Annotated in this window: 14 protein-coding genes; 3 read left to right on the top strand and 11 right to left on the bottom strand. The window is 69.0% G+C overall.

The window, feature by feature from the left end:
• Window positions 1-6 precede the first annotated feature (6 nt).
• From ABD366_RS17325 to ABD366_RS17290, 8 genes are all read right to left on the bottom strand, one after another.
• Window positions 7-1,071: an MCE family protein gene (locus tag ABD366_RS17325; protein ID WP_324766723.1), complete on the bottom strand. Its 1,065-nt coding sequence runs from the start codon at window positions 1,069-1,071 to the stop codon at window positions 7-9.
• Window positions 1,071-2,132 carry an MlaD family protein gene (locus ABD366_RS17320; RefSeq protein ID WP_324766724.1) on the bottom strand — a complete coding sequence of 354 codons (1,062 nt, stop codon included), beginning with the start codon at window positions 2,130-2,132 and terminating at the stop codon, window positions 1,071-1,073. The genes ABD366_RS17325 and ABD366_RS17320 overlap by 1 nt, the downstream gene beginning before the upstream one ends.
• Window positions 2,129-3,385 carry an MCE family protein gene (locus ABD366_RS17315; protein ID WP_324766725.1) on the bottom strand — a complete coding sequence of 419 codons (1,257 nt, stop codon included), beginning with the start codon at window positions 3,383-3,385 and terminating at the stop codon, window positions 2,129-2,131. The genes ABD366_RS17320 and ABD366_RS17315 overlap by 4 nt, the downstream gene beginning before the upstream one ends.
• Window positions 3,382-4,188 (bottom strand): MlaE family ABC transporter permease, encoded by an 807-nt coding sequence (locus ABD366_RS17310; protein WP_324766726.1) that lies wholly within the window; start codon window positions 4,186-4,188, stop codon window positions 3,382-3,384. Before ABD366_RS17310 ends, ABD366_RS17315 begins: the two co-directional genes overlap by 4 nt.
• Before the next feature lie 7 nt (window positions 4,189-4,195).
• On the bottom strand, window positions 4,196-5,029 hold the full coding sequence (locus tag ABD366_RS17305; protein WP_324766727.1) for an MlaE family ABC transporter permease: 834 nt from the start codon (window positions 5,027-5,029) through the stop codon (window positions 4,196-4,198).
• A gap of 169 nt (window positions 5,030-5,198) precedes the next feature.
• Window positions 5,199-6,206 carry an ABC transporter ATP-binding protein gene (locus ABD366_RS17300; protein WP_324766728.1) on the bottom strand — a complete coding sequence of 336 codons (1,008 nt, stop codon included), beginning with the start codon at window positions 6,204-6,206 and terminating at the stop codon, window positions 5,199-5,201.
• 451 nt (window positions 6,207-6,657) lie between these two features.
• A complete protein-coding gene (locus tag ABD366_RS17295) occupies window positions 6,658-7,272 on the bottom strand; it encodes a hypothetical protein (protein ID WP_324766729.1) in 615 nt (204 codons plus the stop codon).
• On the bottom strand, window positions 7,273-8,226 hold the full coding sequence (locus ABD366_RS17290; RefSeq protein WP_324766730.1) for a hypothetical protein: 954 nt from the start codon (window positions 8,224-8,226) through the stop codon (window positions 7,273-7,275).
• Window positions 8,227-8,705: 479 nt separating this feature from the next.
• On the opposite strand from ABD366_RS17290, the gene ABD366_RS17285 reads away from it, so the two are divergent.
• The 3 genes from ABD366_RS17285 (at window position 8,706) to ABD366_RS17275 (ending at window position 12,470) form a co-directional block, all read left to right on the top strand.
• A complete protein-coding gene (locus ABD366_RS17285; protein ID WP_324766731.1) occupies window positions 8,706-9,302 on the top strand; it encodes a hypothetical protein in 597 nt (198 codons plus the stop codon).
• A 171-nt stretch (window positions 9,303-9,473) separates the two neighbouring features.
• Window positions 9,474-11,072 carry a DUF6801 domain-containing protein gene (locus ABD366_RS17280; RefSeq protein WP_324766732.1) on the top strand — a complete coding sequence of 533 codons (1,599 nt, stop codon included), beginning with the start codon at window positions 9,474-9,476 and terminating at the stop codon, window positions 11,070-11,072.
• A 186-nt stretch (window positions 11,073-11,258) separates the two neighbouring features.
• Window positions 11,259-12,470: a PucR-like N-terminal domain-containing protein gene (locus ABD366_RS17275; RefSeq protein WP_324766733.1), complete on the top strand. Its 1,212-nt coding sequence runs from the start codon at window positions 11,259-11,261 to the stop codon at window positions 12,468-12,470.
• Here the strand turns inward: ABD366_RS17275 and ABD366_RS17270 are convergent.
• Genes ABD366_RS17270 through ABD366_RS17260 form a run of 3 tightly spaced genes read right to left on the bottom strand, consistent with a single transcriptional unit; the run spans window position 12,457 to window position 15,683 of the window.
• Window positions 12,457-12,798 carry a DUF397 domain-containing protein gene (locus tag ABD366_RS17270; protein ID WP_324766734.1) on the bottom strand — a complete coding sequence of 114 codons (342 nt, stop codon included), beginning with the start codon at window positions 12,796-12,798 and terminating at the stop codon, window positions 12,457-12,459. The two genes, ABD366_RS17275 and ABD366_RS17270, sit on opposite strands and share 14 nt — an antisense overlap.
• On the bottom strand, window positions 12,767-13,612 hold the full coding sequence (locus ABD366_RS17265; RefSeq protein WP_324766735.1) for a helix-turn-helix domain-containing protein: 846 nt from the start codon (window positions 13,610-13,612) through the stop codon (window positions 12,767-12,769). The genes ABD366_RS17270 and ABD366_RS17265 overlap by 32 nt, the downstream gene beginning before the upstream one ends.
• Before the next feature lie 31 nt (window positions 13,613-13,643).
• Window positions 13,644-15,683: a bifunctional glycosyltransferase 87/phosphatase PAP2 family protein gene (locus ABD366_RS17260; RefSeq protein WP_411293636.1), complete on the bottom strand. Its 2,040-nt coding sequence runs from the start codon at window positions 15,681-15,683 to the stop codon at window positions 13,644-13,646.
• Window positions 15,684-15,771: the final 88 nt, after the last annotated feature.

Raw genomic sequence — 15,771 nt, 5'->3', positions numbered from 1 at the left:
GCCATGTCAGCCACCACCCTTCACGTCGTACGTCCCGTTCTTCGGTGGCATGCAGGAGGTCTTGGGCAGCGAGGTGGCGGGCAGGTAGTTGCGGGGCACGACGCCGCACAGGTAGCTGTCGAACCAGCGGCCGTTGCCGAGGGTGTTGCCGATGAGCCGGTAGTAGGGGCCGACGAGGGCCAGGGTCTTGTCGAGCTTGCCCTGGTTCTTCTCCAGAACGTCCGTGACCCGGCCGAGCGCCTTGAGGGTCGGTCCGAGCTGCTTGTCGTTGTCGTCGACGAGCCCGCCGAGTTCCCGGCCCAGCGCCTCGCTGCCGCTGAGCAGCGCCTTGATGGCGGTCCGCCGCTTCTTCAGCTCGCCGAGGAGCGAGCCGCCGTCGTCGATGAGCGTCTCGAAGCTCGACTTCTTCGTCTGGAGCGTCTTCGTCAGCTTCTTGCTGCCCGCGAGGAGTCGGGCGAGTTCGGTGTCGCGCGTCGACACGGTCTTGGACAGGGCGGACAGGCCCTTCACGGCCGCCCGCACGTCGGGCGGCGAGTCCTTGAAGGTCTCGGAGATCGTCTCGAAGCTCGCGGCGAGCTGCTTGGTGTCGATCTCGTCGATGGTGCCGCTGAGGTCCTGGAACGCCTCGGTGACGTCGTACGGCGAGGTGGTGCGCGACACCGGGATGCGGGTGTCCGGGTTCTGCTTCTCGCCGCCGACCGGGTCGAGGGCGACGTACTTCTCGCCGAGCAGGGTCTTGATGGCGATGGCGGCGGTGGTCTTGTCGCCGATCCAGGTGCTCTCGTCCTCGATCTCGAAGGAGACCTTCACCTTGTTCCCGTCGAGGGCGACGCCTGTGACCTCGCCGACCTTCACGCCGGCGACCCGCACCTCGTCGCCGTCGCCGAGCCCCGCGGCCTCGGTGAAGTCGGCGGTGTAGGCGGTGCCGCCGCCGACGACGGGCAGGCTGTTCGCGTTGACCGCGGCGAGTCCGACGAGCGCGAGCACCACCAGGCCGACGAGGGCGACGGCGACGGGGTTGCGCTCCTTGACGGGCTTGAGCCGGGGCCTTCTCAGGGCCGGGGTCCGCATCACTGGCACCTCGCTTCGGTGACGGAGATGCCGGTCGGCGGCTTCGACCCGTCGGACATCTTCAGGCCGCCGACCTTGGCCTCGCAGAGGTAGAGGTTGAACCAGGATCCGTACGACGACAGGCGGGACAGGGCGGTCAGCTTGGTGGGGGTCTTGTCGAGGAAGTTCTGGATCTGCGGGATGCCGTCGCCGAGCGAGGTGGACAGGCGTCCCAGCTGATGGATGTCGTCCTTCAGCGGCTTGCGGGCGTCCTGGAGGAATCCGGCGGTGACCGTGGTCAGGTCGCCCATCGCCTCGACGGCGTCGCCGAGCGGTTTGCGGTCCTCGTCGAACCCGGAGACGAGCTTCTGGAGGGTGGTGACCAGGTCGTCGAACTGGTCCTCGCGGTCGTTGATCGTCGTCAGGACGTCCGTGAGGTTCCCGACGACCTCGCCGATCACCTTGTCCTTGGCGGCGACGGTCGTCGAAAGGGAGCCGACGTGCTGGATGAGGCTGTCGACGGTGCCGCCCTCGCCCTGGAGGACCTTCACGATGGATCCGGCGAGATCGTTGACGTCGCGGGGGGACAGGCCCTCGAACAGCGGCTTGAACCCGTTGAAGAGGAGGGTCAGGTCGAGGGCGGGTGTGGTGCGGGCGAGCGGGATGGTGTCGCCGTCGGCGAGCTCTGCCGTGCCGCCTCCCGCGCCGCGCTCCAGGGACACGTACCGCTGGCCGACCATGTTGAGGTACTTCACGGCGGCCGTGGTGGTGCCCGGCAGGTGCCGGCCGTCGGTGACGGTGAAGGTGACCTGGGCGGTGCGCCGGTCGACGACGCGCACGTCCGTGACCTCGCCGACCTTGACCCCGGAGATCCGTACGCCGTCGCCGTCGACGAGCCCGGTGACATCGGTGAACAGGGCCTTGTACGTGGTCGCGTCGGTGCCCACCCCGGTGTTGGCGATGCTCAGGCCGAGCACGGTGGTGGCCAGTGCGGTGACGACGACGAAGAGGAAGGACTTGACCAGCGGCCCGGCGAGCGAGCGGCGCTTGATGTGCGCGAACTCCGTGTCCTTGTCGCTCACTTGAGCTTCACCTCCGTCCCGCGGTACACGGGCCCGACGAGCAGGCTCGACCAGTCGGGCAGGTCCTCGGGCGAGGCTTTGGCGCCGGGCGCGATGAGCTCGTTCACCAGGTCGTTCTCCTGCGGCGAGTTGGCGGGCCCGAGGTCCTGCTCGGCGGAGGCGGTGGCGGTGACCGGCGCCTTGGCGGTCGCCGCGCCGAGGTACGGCACCGGGTAGCAGTGCGGGCCGCCGCCGGACCCGTACGAGGGGGTGTCGCGTCCGGCGGTGTAACTCCCCCTGGACGGGACGGTGGTGACGTTCACGTGCAGGCCCGGCTGGTCCGTCCCCTTGCCCAGCACCCTGTCCATGCGCGGTACGAAGTCGGAGAGGGTGCGCAGGGTGCAGGGGAAGGACGAGGAGTACTCGGCGAGCAGTTCGAGGGTGGGCCGTGAGGTGGCGGACAGCCGGATGATGTTGTCCTTGTTGGCGCGCAGGAAGGCGTCGAGGTCCTCGGCGGCCCGGGTGGTGCCCCCGTAGGCGCCGGCGAGGTCGCCTTCCTTCTCAGCGAGCGTGCCGCTGGTGGTGGTGAAGTCGGTGAGCGCGTCGATGATGCCGGGCGCGGCGTCGGCGTACACGTGGCTGACCTTGACGAGCTGCTTGAGGTCCTCGTTGAGGGCCGGCAGCTGCGGGTTGAACTTCCGTAGGTGCGCGTCGAGTTGAGTGAGCGTGTCGCCGAGCTGGCTGCCCCGCCCCTCCAGCGCCTGCGACACGGCGGACAGGGTGGACGACAGCTTCTGCGGCTGCACGGCGGTCAGCATCGGCAGGACGTCGTCGAGTACCTGTTGCAGTTCGATGGCGTTGGCGGACCGGTCCTGCGGGATGGTGGCGCCGGCCGCCAGCATCCGCGTACTGGGATCGCTGGGCGGTACGAGGGCGACGTAGCGCTCGCCGAAGAGGGTGGTCGGCAGCATCTGCGCGCGGACGTCGTCGGGGATGGAGTCGAGGGCCCCGGGTTCGAGGGCGAGGGTGAGGCGGGCGCCGGTCGGCGTGGCGTCGATCTCCCTGACCTCGCCGAGGACGACGCCGCGCAGCTTCACCTCGGCGCCGAGGTGCATCTCGTTGCCGGTGCTGCCGGTCTCGACGACGATGTCGTCGGAGGCGACGAAGTCCTTGTTGTAGACGGCGACGGCGAGCCAGATCAGCAGCGCGGGCACGACGAGGAACACGATGCCGGCGAGTCTGCGGCGGACGGTCTCCCTGCTTGTCTTCGTCACCCCGCCACCTTCACGGTCGTGGTCGCGCCCCACAGGGCCAGCGACAGGAAGAAGTCGGTGACGGAGATGAGCACGATGGCGTTGCGCACGGACCGCCCGACGGCGATGCCCACCCCGGCGGGCCCGCCGCTCGCCCGATAGCCGTGATAGCAGTGGGCGACGATCACCATGACGCTGAAGATGAGCACCTTCAGCACGGACAGCAGCACGTCGGTCGGTGACAGGAACAGATTGAAGTAGTGGTCGTACGTGCCTTGCGACTGCCCGTTGAAGACGACGGTGACCAGGCGCGAGGCGACGTAGGAGGAGAGCAGCCCGATCGCGTAGAGCGGGATGATGGCGACGACGCCGGCGATGATGCGGGTGGTGACGAGATAGGGCATGGACCGCACGCCCATCCCCTCGAGCGCGTCGACTTCCTCATTGATCCGCATGGCGCCGAGCTGGGCGGTGAAGCCTGCGCCGACGGTGGCGGAGAGGGCGAGGCCCGCGACCAGCGGGGCGATCTCGCGGGTGTTGAAGTACGCGGAGACGAATCCGGTGAAGGCGGCGGTGCCGATCTGGTCCAGGGCCGCGTACCCCTGGAGGCCGACGACGGTTCCGGTCGCGGCCGTCATCGCGATCATCACGCCGATGGTGCCGCCGATGACACCGAGCCCGCCGGAGCCGAAGGCGACCTCGGCCAGCAGCCGCTGCACCTCTTTCGTGTACCGGACCAGGGTCTTCGGTATCCACAGCAACGCCCGTACGTAGAACAGCAGTTGGTCGCCGCCGCGATCCAGGCGTTCGAGGGGGGAGGTCATGACGGGTTCAGCCTCCCTTCGGCGGAACGATCTGGAGGTAGATGCCGGTCATCACCATGTTCACGAAGAAGAGCAGGATGAAGGTGATGACGACGGACTGGTTGACGGCGTCGCCGACGCCCTTCGGGCCGCCGCGCGGGTTGAGTCCGCGGTACGCGGCGACGATCCCCGCGATGAAGCCGAAGATGAGGGCTTTCAGCTCGCTGATGTAGAGGTCCGGGAGCTGGGCGAGGGCGCTGAAACTCTGGAGGTAGGCGCCCGGGGTGCCGTGTTGCAGGATGACGTTGAAGAAGTAGCCGCCGAGGGTGCCGACGACGGAGACCATGCCGTTCAGCAGGACCGCGACCGACATGGTGGCGAGCACGCGGGGCACGACGAGGCGCTGCACGGGTGAGACGCCCATGACGGTCATGGCGTCCAGCTCCTCGCGGATCTTCCGGGACCCGAGGTCGGCGCAGATGGCGGAGCCGCCGGCGCCCGCGATGAGCAGGGCGACGATGAGGGGGCTGGCCTGCTGGATGACGGCCAGCACGCTGGCGCCGCCGGTGAAGGACTGCGCGCCCAACTGCTGGGTCAGCGAGCCGACTTGGAGGGCGATGACGGCGCCGAACGGGATCGACACGAGGGCCGCCGGCAGGATGGTCACGCTGGCGATGAACCAGAACTGCTCGACGAACTCGCGGAACTGGAACGGCCGCCGGAAGGTGGCCCGCGCGACCTCGAGCCCGAGCGCGAAGAGCTTGCCGGTCTGCCGGAGGGGCCCGAGAAGCGGGTTCGGGGTACGGGGAGCGGCCCGCTTGCCCTTGACGTCGGACACCGGCACCTTGTTGTCGACGCTCATATGGTCACCGCCAGCTGAAGCCCGGCCCCGGGGCTCCGCCCCAGCCCCCGCTCCTCAATCGCCGGAGGGGCTTGATGGGGCAATCGCGCCGGTGAGCCAGAGGTGCCCAGGGGCGCGGGGAACTGCGCGACCAGCCACGACGTACCCGCAGACGAACCACGACGGCGAGTCACACCGCACCCCCTGCCCGGGGCAGAACCGCCGTCGGCTCGAGCCCGGTGGGGCCGTACGTGGCCCGGATAGCCGCAGCCGCGGACGGCGGCAACGTGTCCAACATGCCCAGCACCCGCGCCCGCCGCCGCGCAACAGCGGCCCGCTCCCCCAACCCCGGCGAGGGCTGGAGTTGCGGCACAAGGGCCCGCGGCTCGACAACCCCGCCACCCCCGGAAGCCTCAGCGGCCAGCGCCGCCGCGTCCTTCTCCTCCGACATCCCGATCGGCCCCGTCTTGCTGGCCGTGAGGAACTGCGCCACCACCGGCTCCCGGCTGGTCAGCAGCACCTCGCGCGGCCCGAACGTCACGAGGTTGCGCCGGAACAGCATCCCCATGTTGTCCGGCACGGTCGCCGCGATGTCGAGGTTGTGGGTGACGATGAGCATCGTCGCGTCGATCTTCGTGTTCAGGTCGATGAGGAGCTGCGAGATGAAGGCGGTGCGGACGGGGTCGAGCCCGGAGTCGGGCTCGTCGCAGAGGATGATCTGCGGGTCGAGGACGAGCGCCCGCGCGAGACCGGCCCGCTTGCGCATGCCGCCGCTGATCTCGCCGGGCAACTTCCCTTCCGCGCCCAGGAGTCCGACGACCTCGATCCGCTCCATGACGATGCGGCGGATCTCCGACTCCTTCTTCTTCGTGTGCTCGCGCAGCGGGAAGGCGATGTTGTCGAAGAGGTTCATCGACCCGAACATGGCGCCGTCCTGGAACATGAGCCCGAACAGCTTGCGGGCCTCCATGATGTCCCGCTCGGGGCTGCGCGCCATGTCGACGCCGTCGACGAGGACGCGGCCCCGCTCGGGCTTGAGCAGGCCGATCAGCGACTTCAGGAAGACGGTCTTGCCGGTGCCGGACGGGCCGAGCATGACGCTCACCTCGCCGGCCGGCAGGGTGAGGCTGACGTCCTGCCAGATCTGCTGCTTGCCAAAGGACTTGGTGAGGCCCTCGACCTTTACTTCGATTCCCATGTCACCTCCACCAAGCGCTGGTGTGCGCCGGGCGCACGTTAAATGGGTCTATCCCGCTGTTACAAGCGGTACGGCAGTTAATTCCGTACCTCGTCCCCACCTTTGTCATCGCTCGACAAACTTGCGGAAAAACTTTGTCATCGAGTGAGCGATTCCCTGGGGAAAGGGGCGGAGCCTCGTGTCTCCGAGGGGCGGATCGACAAGGCTCCGCCCATGGGGAATCCGGCCCGGAAGGAGGGTTCGGGTGAACGGATTTCCCATATGAACTCCTGGTCGACCGGGGTGTGCCGACCAGGAGTCGAACAGCCGGGAACCAGATGTTACGGCCGAGTAACCTGGCTCTGCAATAGCGGTTCCCCAACTTTCCACCCGTTCTGGACCGGCCTAGGGATTCTTGGCAAATCGGTGCGGGTTCGGGCGGATTCTTTGTACGTGGGTGATGAATTTCGGGTCAGGTGGCGGGGGTGATCTTTTGGGCGGGGGTCAGGGAGTAGGTGGCCTGCATGGTGGCCACCTCGTCGGGCGAGACAAGCCCTAGGCAGGAGGAGCCAGGCAGCGAGATGAGCTTGCTGGCGGGATCGTCAGCGGAGCCGAGAACGAGGCGGCCGGTGTCGTTGTCGTAGTGGCCGTATTGGGTCCCCTTGAACTCCACGGCGCATCCGGGGCCCGCCCACTTCAGGTCGATCCCGCTCACCGCCACGTCAACCCACGAGCTGTGCGCAGAGTTCTTCTGGAGGAGGTCCACCTTCCAAGTCCCCACAGCCTTGAAATCCAGGACGATACCGGCGAGACGGCAGTTGCTGTACATCACGTCAACAGTGCCGGCCGCCAGACCGTCCCCGTCGCTCGCCGCCAGCGTCCCGTCCGCAGTGCTCGTGGCGCACGGCCATCTGACCCTGCGGAGCGAGAACACGACAGTGGTCGCCTGTCCGGCGAAGGCCCCGCCCGGATCCACCCGCCAAGCCGTCGTCTGCGCCGCCCCCGAGGCCGGAGTGACCGCCAGCCCCATCCCGGCGCACAGCGCAAGCGCGCCGAGCAATGCCTTCCGCGCAGTTCCTCGCAGCACCTACTTCACCCCCGCGTGCCAGTGCTGCGAGAGCAGGGCCCCCTCGTTCGGCGCCGCCGTGGTGGGGTCGGCGAACATCGCGACGTGGGTCGACGCGCTGTTCAGTACGACGTTGTTCTTGCCGGAGGCGGACGGCAGGGCCGACTTGAGGTTGACCGCGAAGTTGAGGGCGCCGAGGAAGCCGCACCCGTTCGCGCCGGGGACGCTGTACGTCGAGTCACCCTGGTTGGCGTTGACGGCGACGATGCGGTTGAGGACGCCGTCGGGGTTCTCGGTGCCGTCCGGGTCGAAGGCGTCGACGGAGACGTCAGGAGCAGTCGCGTTCTGCGGGCGCAGCACGACCGGGTCCTTGGCGGAGCCGATGTAGCACTTGTCGCCGAGGAACGGGTTGTCGAGCTTGATCCGGACGGGGAGCGACAGGATCGGCTGACCCTCCATGACGCCCGCGAGCAGCTGGAAGTCGGTCGGGGTGTTCACCGACTCGACGGTGGCGACGACCTTGTTCAGCTTGGCGTCGGCGAGCTGCTTGCAGATGGCGCCGACGACCGGCGTGTTGTTGGGGCACATCAGCCCGAGCAGCCCGCCGGGCAACGTGGCCGGGGCCGCCACGAGCGCGCCCTCGGGCGGCGACACCACGGTGCTGGTGCCGTCGGCGTGCGTGATCACTCCGGCCTGGAGATCTGTGCGTCCGGTGGGGACCTGGGAGCTGCCCAGTTTGATGGAGCCGCTCGCGGAGCTGGAGGAGATACAGATCGCCGTGTCTGCTACGCCGTCGGCGGTGAGCATCGTGGGGCTGTCGACCGGGCATCGGTTGAACGGCGCCCAGGAGCCGTTCAGTTCGACGCCGGCGGCCGAGGCCGGGGCCACCGCCGCCATGGTCGCGAGGGCGGTGGCGGCGGCCACCGCGGCGACGCGAGCGGTACGGGCGGCGGTCACACGTCTGACTACGGACATGAGTTGTTTCCCTTCGGAAGTGAGGGGGTGCGGCGGGGCTCACGGCCGCGGGCGGAAGATAGGCCGGAACCGGGACGTTACTCACGAGGAAACCAAGACGGCAATGGGCTTGCTGACAGAATTTTTACTACCAGCGCGTTTATCGCGGAGTGAGCAAGTTCCGGCCGGCGATGCGCACTTGCTGAGCATTTTGCGGACCGCACGGAAAAATACTCACCCGCCGACTAAGCCCCGAAGATCGACTGTGCGCCCACGGACAAGAAAAAAGCCGAATTGAATCGGGCGGAAGGAATCCGGGCATTCCCCATTGCGGGGCGAGGTTACTTGCTCGTAACGTCCTTCGGCAGGCGACGGACCAGCCATCCCGCAGTTTCGGCCATGGCGTCCGCGTGGAGTGTGCACCGCCGTTCTCGCCCCACCGGCCGACCGGCCGACGGGAATTCAGTCAGCACGCACCCAACCCTCTGGAAGGATCCACCGTGCGCAGATTCACCAGAAACACCGCGATCGCCGCAGCGTCCCTGGGCGCCGCCATCGGCCTCTCCGTCTCCTCGGCCTCGGCCACCTCGCTGGCCACGTGGACCGTGACCGGCGGCGGCGCCTACACGGCCAACGCGACCAACCCGACCTTGACCGTGCCACTCGCCCAGCTCAAGTGTGCTTCGTCGACCGCTTCGGGGACGATCAAGAACGGCACCGGTCTCTCCGGCACCGCCATCGGCAACATCAGCTCCATCTCCTTCGCGACCTGCAAGGTGGCGGGCATCACCTTCAACGTGACGGCCAGCGGACTGCCGTGGTCGATCAACGCGGTCAGCACGAGCGGCACCGACCACGTCAACGGCACCATCACCGGCATCAACGCGACCATCACCGGCCCCGGCTGCAACGCGAAGTTCGCGGGCAGCGTGAACGGCTGGTACCAGAACAGCACCCACACCCTGCACGTCACGGGCGGCGGCACCCTGGCGGCGCAGGCCGGCGCCAGCTGCCTCGGCCTGATCAACGCCGGTAATCACGCGGACTTCGTCGGCGACTACATCCTGAACACGAGCCCGGTCATCACCACGCCGTGACGCTCTGACCCTCGCCCCATCCAGCCCGCCGCCGGTCATTCACCGGCGGCGGGCCCGGCCGCGTCCGGGACGCAGCACGGCCGGTCCAGCAGCGTCCGTACCAGTGGAGGACAGCGGATGAGAGTGCAAGGACGGCAAGGCCGACGGGCGGGTGGCGCCCGGACGGTACGGATGGCGCGGGTGATACCGATCGCCTCGGTCGCACTCGCCGCCGGTCTGCTCTCGGGGCCGGGCTCGCACGCGGACGAGGGCCAGGCCGCGGTGGATATCGCTTACGACTGCGCGATACCGGCCCCGGCCGCGGACAAGCCGGCCGATGGACAGACAGCCCCGGAGAAGACGGGACAAGAAGCGGCCACCGGCACGAAGACGCCGACCGCCCCCGCCACACGGCGTTCGGCCAAGGCGGTGCACGCCTCGGTACGGATCGCCACCGGGCTCCCGACGACCGCTGGACCGGGCACCCCGATCGATCCGGGTGCCGTGACCGTGGAAGCCGCTCTGCCGTACGCCGACCTCGCTCCCCTGCTGCCCGCCGGCCTCACCACGGTCACCAGCGACGCGACACTCGGCGTGCAGGTACAGCAGGGCGAGCAGACGGCCGACGCCACCTGGTCCGCGCTGACCGGGACCGCCACGGCCCCGCCGTCCGACGGCACTCTGCGCCTCAGCCACACCGGCAGCGCACCTACGATCACCGTGAGCGAAGCAGAGGACGTCGGCCTCTACGCGGGCCAACTCACGCTCAGCATCATGCCGTTGCCGGGAACTGCCCCCGGCGAGGACGGCGGGTCCGCCACCGCCCCCTTCTCCGTCACCTGCACACCCACGAGCAAGGGCGCGGCCGACAGGCGGCTGGCCCGGATCAGCGTGCCGGACGGCACGGACCCGGACGCGCCCTCCTCGCCGAGCGCGTCCGGCCCCTCGGAATCAGCCCGCGAAGGGATAGCGGTCGAGCCGGGGGCCGACGCCGGCCAGCCGACCGGCGAAACCACCTGCGCACCGACGGTGCCGCCCGGGGACATCGATCTCAGCCAGATACCGGACCCCCTGCCGGGAACGGTGCTGGGGCCCCTGAACCAGAACCCGGACGCCCAGATCGTGTGTGCCTACGCAGTGGGCCTGACCACCATACGGAAACCGGACGGCTCCATGATCATCAATGATCCGGACAAGGAGCCGGGCCTGATGAACATCAGGGCAGCCGCGCAGACCCAGTTCGGAGCGAGCGGGCCCTACTACTTCCGCATCGACTCCCTGGGCTACCTCGACCTGCCCGACGCCGAGTCGACCCTCCTCACCTTCGGCTTCGTCCCCGTCAGCGCGAAGGTCTCGTTCGAGAACGGGCCGATCTCCATCTCCACCGGATCCATGGGCGATGACCCCAACACCGCGAAGTCATTCGCCGTCGTGACCTTCTTCCAGTCGCTGCGCGTCCACGACGTGAAGGTCAACGGCACTCCGCTGGACGTCGGCTCCAATTGCCGCACGTCAGAGCGGTACCGGGCCGTACTACGGGGCGACTTCGAGTCGGAGACCGGCCAGTACGGCAGCGTCTTCGACGGCGGCATCCTCAAGGGAACGGTCGACATCCCGTCGTTCTCCGGCTGCGGCTCGAAGGGCGAGGACCTCGACCGTCTGCTGACGGCGTCGCTCAGCGGCCCCGGCAACCGCATCATCATGAACCAGGCGCCGACCTGCATACCGGGCGAGTTCCCGTACCAATGCCCCCCGCAGATCCCGAGACTGCCCGTCGTGAAGACGCCGTGAAGACTCTGTGACCTTCGATCACTTCCGGCCACCAGGAACCCAAGTGGTTCACTTCACACCTAAGTTGCCCTAGCTTCAGGAGATCCCGAAGGTACGCACCTGACGAATGCCGCGCGGGAGCCGTCCCCACGGCTCCCGCGCGCGCCTGTCCCCCCCACCGGGCGCCCGAACAGCAAGGACCGCGCAATGCCGCACCGCGTACAGCACCTTGATGTGAACGAGCCGCTGGGCCCGCTGCCACCGGAGTTCGCCACGGTGATGCGGCCGGAACTGCCTTCCCTCATCAAAGAGATCCGGGTCGAGGTGGAGCGCGCCTACCCCGAGTACGCGCGGCTCCTCAACGGCCCGAACGCCGCCGCGATCCGGCAGGGTGTCGAGCACGCCCTCTCCTCGTTCGTCGACCGCGTCGCGGACCCCGGCGCGCCCTCCTCCGTCCGCGACGAACTGCTGCGCAAGTTCGGCCGCGTAGAGGCGTACGAGGGCCGGGAGCTGGACTCCCTCCAGGGCGCCTACCGCCTCGGCGCACGGGTCGCGCTGCGCCGCGCCAAGACCATCGGGCGCCGCTACGACCTCTCCCCCACGCTCCTGCTCACGTTCGCCGACGCGCTCTTCGCCTACGTCGACGAACTGGAGGCGCTGTCCCGCGAGGGGTACATGGAGGTGCAGGCCAGGTCCGGCTCCGCGCTGGAGACACTGCGAAGACGGTTACTCCACCTGCTGCTCGCCGGCACCCCACTGACCCACACGACCATCAACGACCTGTGTGAGCAGGCGAGTTGGCCGCTGCCCGACGAGGTCACCCTGATCGCCCTGCGCACCCCCGCGCCCGATCACATCCAGGCCGGCCTGGACGCCGACGTCCTCACCGACCTCGGTGTCCCGCAGCCGCATCTGCTCGTCCCCGGCCCGCTCACCGCGGAGCGCCGCGCCATGCTGGAGTCCGCCGCGCTGGGCAACCCGCTCGCGATCGGCCTCACCGTGCCGACCGCCGACGCCGCCGACTCGCTGCGCTGGGCCCGCCGGATGCTTCAGCTCGTGGACGACGACATCGTTGCCGATGCCCAGGTCATCGACTGTGCGGATCATCTGGTGACGCTGTGGCTGCTGGCCGACCCGGCGCTTGCCACCCAGATCGCGGCCCGTGAACTGGCTCCGCTCGACAAGGCGTCCGGCACCCGCCGCGCCCGCCTCGTGGAGACCTTGCACGCGTGGCTGACGACGCGCGGCACGGCGGAGCACGTCGGTGACGCGCTGGGCGTCCACGCGCAGACCGTCCGCTACCGGCTGCGCAATCTGGAAGCCCACTTCGGTGACCAGCTGGACGACCCGGAGCACCGGTTCGCGATGGAAGCGGCGCTCCGGGCCCTGCACCTGCACGGCGAGATCAAGGCCGGCTGACCAGCCCACCCCGTACGAAGGTCCGGAACGCGTCCGGCGAGAACGAGATGCTCGGTCCCGCCGGATTCTTGGAGTCACGCACGGCGACGGCGGCACAGGGGGTTCCGGCGACCTCCACGCACTCCCCGCCCTGGTCACTGCTGTACGTGGACTTCTGCCAGCCGAGCGCGCCGACGGGAGCGCACTCGACACAATCGCCGCCCTGGTCACCGCTGTACGTGGACGTGCGCCACGCGAGCGGACCGAGCGGCGCGCACTCCACGCAGGAGCCGCCCTGGTCGCCGCTGTAACTGGACTTACGCCACTGGATGTTCGTCGACTTCGGCATAGTGCTCCTCCATCACGTACCGGATCAGCTCCGCCGAGTCCCGCACCGACAGGGCAGCGGCTTGCAGGTGATCGTAACGGAGCGAACAGTCCTTGACGGTGGCCGGATTGGCCGTCGGATGCCCCTGCCCATACCCCTCGGTATAGACGATGGCCGGATCGGCGAAGAAGCGGAACAGGTCGAACGATCCCTGCGCCCCCGCGTGCGGCCCCGCCGCGAACGGCAGTACCTGCACATTCACCCGCGGATCCTTCTCGTAGGACAGCAGGCGCTCGAACTGCCCCCGCATCGCCGCGTGTTCACCGACCCCCATGTCCTGGTACAGCACTCCCTCCCCCAGGATCAGCCACACCAGCGGCGGGTCCTCCTTGTCCAGGATTCGCTGGCGCGCGAGCCGGACCTCCGTGCGGTCGTCGAGGTTCTCCTGGTCGAGCGCGCCGAGCACAGCGCGCGCGTAGGCCCGGGTCTGGAGCAGCCCGTGCACCAGGTGCGTATGGAAGGCGCAGATCTCGACGGCCCGCGCCTCCAGCTCGGCGACCTGCTGGAACCAGGCGGGCAGTTGGGACCTCAGTACGAGGCCCACGAGGCGTGAGAAGAAGCCGTCCGTGCCGAGCCCGGCATCGACGCGCTCGCTGAACTCCGGCGTCGGCAGCTTGCGGGCCGTCTCGATCTGGCCCACCAGGGAGCCGGTGTAGTTGAGGATCGCCCCGAGCTTGTCCTGGGTCAGGCCGGCGGCCTCCCGGTGTCTGCGCAGCTCGAAGCCGTAGTAGTCGAGCGGTGAGGCGCTCGGGTCGAGGACGTTGACGTTGGCCATGCAGCCCCCTCAGGTCGGCTGCACAGCGTAATCAACTCGCTACGGAAGCACTTGAATTGCGATCGGATTCCACCTGTGCGGGTGGTTCTTTCCGCGTTCGTGCCCGGGGGCCCTGGAGCACGTAGGTGAGGAGGAAGCCGATGCCGACGACGGTCGCGCCGCCCACCGCGTCGAGGATCCAGTGGTTGCCGGTGCCGACGATCGCGGAGACCGTGCACAGGGGGTGGATGAGCCCGAGGGTCTTCACCCACTTCCTTCTGGCCAGGACGACGATGACGATGCCGCACCACAGGGACCAGCCGAAGTGGAGTGAGGGCATCGCCGCGTACTGGTTGGTGAGCTGGGTCAGCGTGCCGTAGTTCGGTTTGGAGAAGTCCTGGACGCCGTGGACCGTGTCGATGAAGCCGAGTCCGGGCATCAGGCGGGGCGGGGCGAGGGGGTACGCCCAGAAGCCGACGAGGGCGAGCAGTGTGGCGAAGCCGAGCGCCGAGCGGGCCCAGCGGTACTCGGCGGGGCGGCGCACGTACATGAGGGCGAGGAGGCTGAGCGGGACCACGAAGTGGAACGACGTGTAGTAGAAGTTGAAGAAGTCCTTCAGCCACGTGGCGTGGTGGAAGACCGCGTGGTTGACCCAGTGCTCGATGTCGATGTGCAGGAACTTCTCGATCGAGTGGATCTGCTCCCCGTGGTGCTCGGCGGTGGCCCGGCCCCCGGAGATCGTGCCGCCCGTCGCGGCGAGCCTGACCTGCTGGTACGCGGAGTAGCCGACGCGGATGAGGAGCAGTTCGAGGATCAGGTTCGGGCGGGCCAGGACGCGGCGCCAGACCGGGACGAGCGGCACCCGGGCCCAGCGGGCGGGCACGGGCTCGGCGTAGTCGGTCGGGATCGGCGTCCGGTAGAGCGGTGACGTGCGGGAGAGGAAGGGGACGACGCAGGCGGCGGCGAGGGCCGCGATCAGCACGACGTTGTCCCGGATCGGTTCGAGCGACGTCATGTTCGGCAGCAGCATCTTCGACGGCAGCGTCAGCGCCAGGACGACGAGGACCGGCCACATGTAGCGGTCGGAGGCGCGCTTGCCGACACGGCCGACGACCGCGAGGAGCACCCACAGGAGCTGGTGCTGCCACGTCGTCGGGGAGACGGCGACGGCGACACAGCCGGTGATGGCGACGGCGAGCAGCAGCTGTCCGTCGCGCGCGTACGTGACGGCGCGGCGCACACCGAGCACGGCGACTCCCGCGCCGAGGACGAGGAAGAGCACCTTCTCGAGCGGGCCCTCCAGGCCGAACCGGAGCAGCATGCCGTGCAGCGACTGGTTGGCGTTGGCGGCCGGGTCGGTGGCCAGGCCCGCGCCCGCCAGGTGGTGCACCCAGTACGTCCACGAGTCGTGCGCCATCGCGGCCCAGGCGACGCCGGTCGCGGCGACGAAGGTGACGCCCGAGGAGAGTGCCGCGCGTCTGCGGCCGGTGAACCACAGGAGCGGCGCGAACAGCAGCACGGTGGGCTGGAGGGCGGCGCCGACGCCGATGAGCACGCCGGACGCCTTCTCCCCGCGTACGGCGAAGCAGCCGAGGAGGACGAGGAGGACCGGCAGGATGCTGGTCTGGCCGAGCGTGAACGCGTTGCGCACCGGCAGGGACAGCATGAGCAGACTGATCGCGACCGGCGTCGCGAACAAGGACGTACGGCGGGAGACGGGCCCCGGAAGCGCGCGGGCGGCGACCACGCCGAGGGCGACGACGAGAGCGAGCGAGCCGAACGTCCACCCCCAGCCGAGCGCCTGCTCGGCGGCGCGGGAGAGCGGTTTGAGGACGAGACCGGCGAAGGGCGTGCCGGTGAACCTGTCGGGCGCGTCGTACAGGGAGCCCTTGACGTGCAGGACACCCTCCGGCCCGATCCAGGTCTCCAGGTCGGTGAGGCGCTCGCCGCGCGGGGTGCTCAGGACCGCCACGAGCTGACGTACGGCGAGTACGGCGGCGATCAGCCACAGAGCGGCGCGCACGGCGCCCATCCGCCCCGTCGCCGCGCCCGCAGGTCCCGTCATCGGGCTTCCGTGCTCCACATTCGCCACGCGCTCCCGGCCCTCCCGCCTTGTCGGCTTCCGGTCGGAAGCCCCATGTCGCCCTACTCGCCCTTGCTCGTCCCTGTTCGTCCTCGAA

It is taken from the genome of Streptomyces kunmingensis (genome assembly GCF_039533535.1).
GTDB lineage: Bacteria > Actinomycetota > Actinomycetes > Streptomycetales > Streptomycetaceae > Streptomyces > Streptomyces kunmingensis.
Note: the sequence above shows the minus strand (reverse complement) of the source record. Positions and strands in the feature narration are given on the sequence as shown.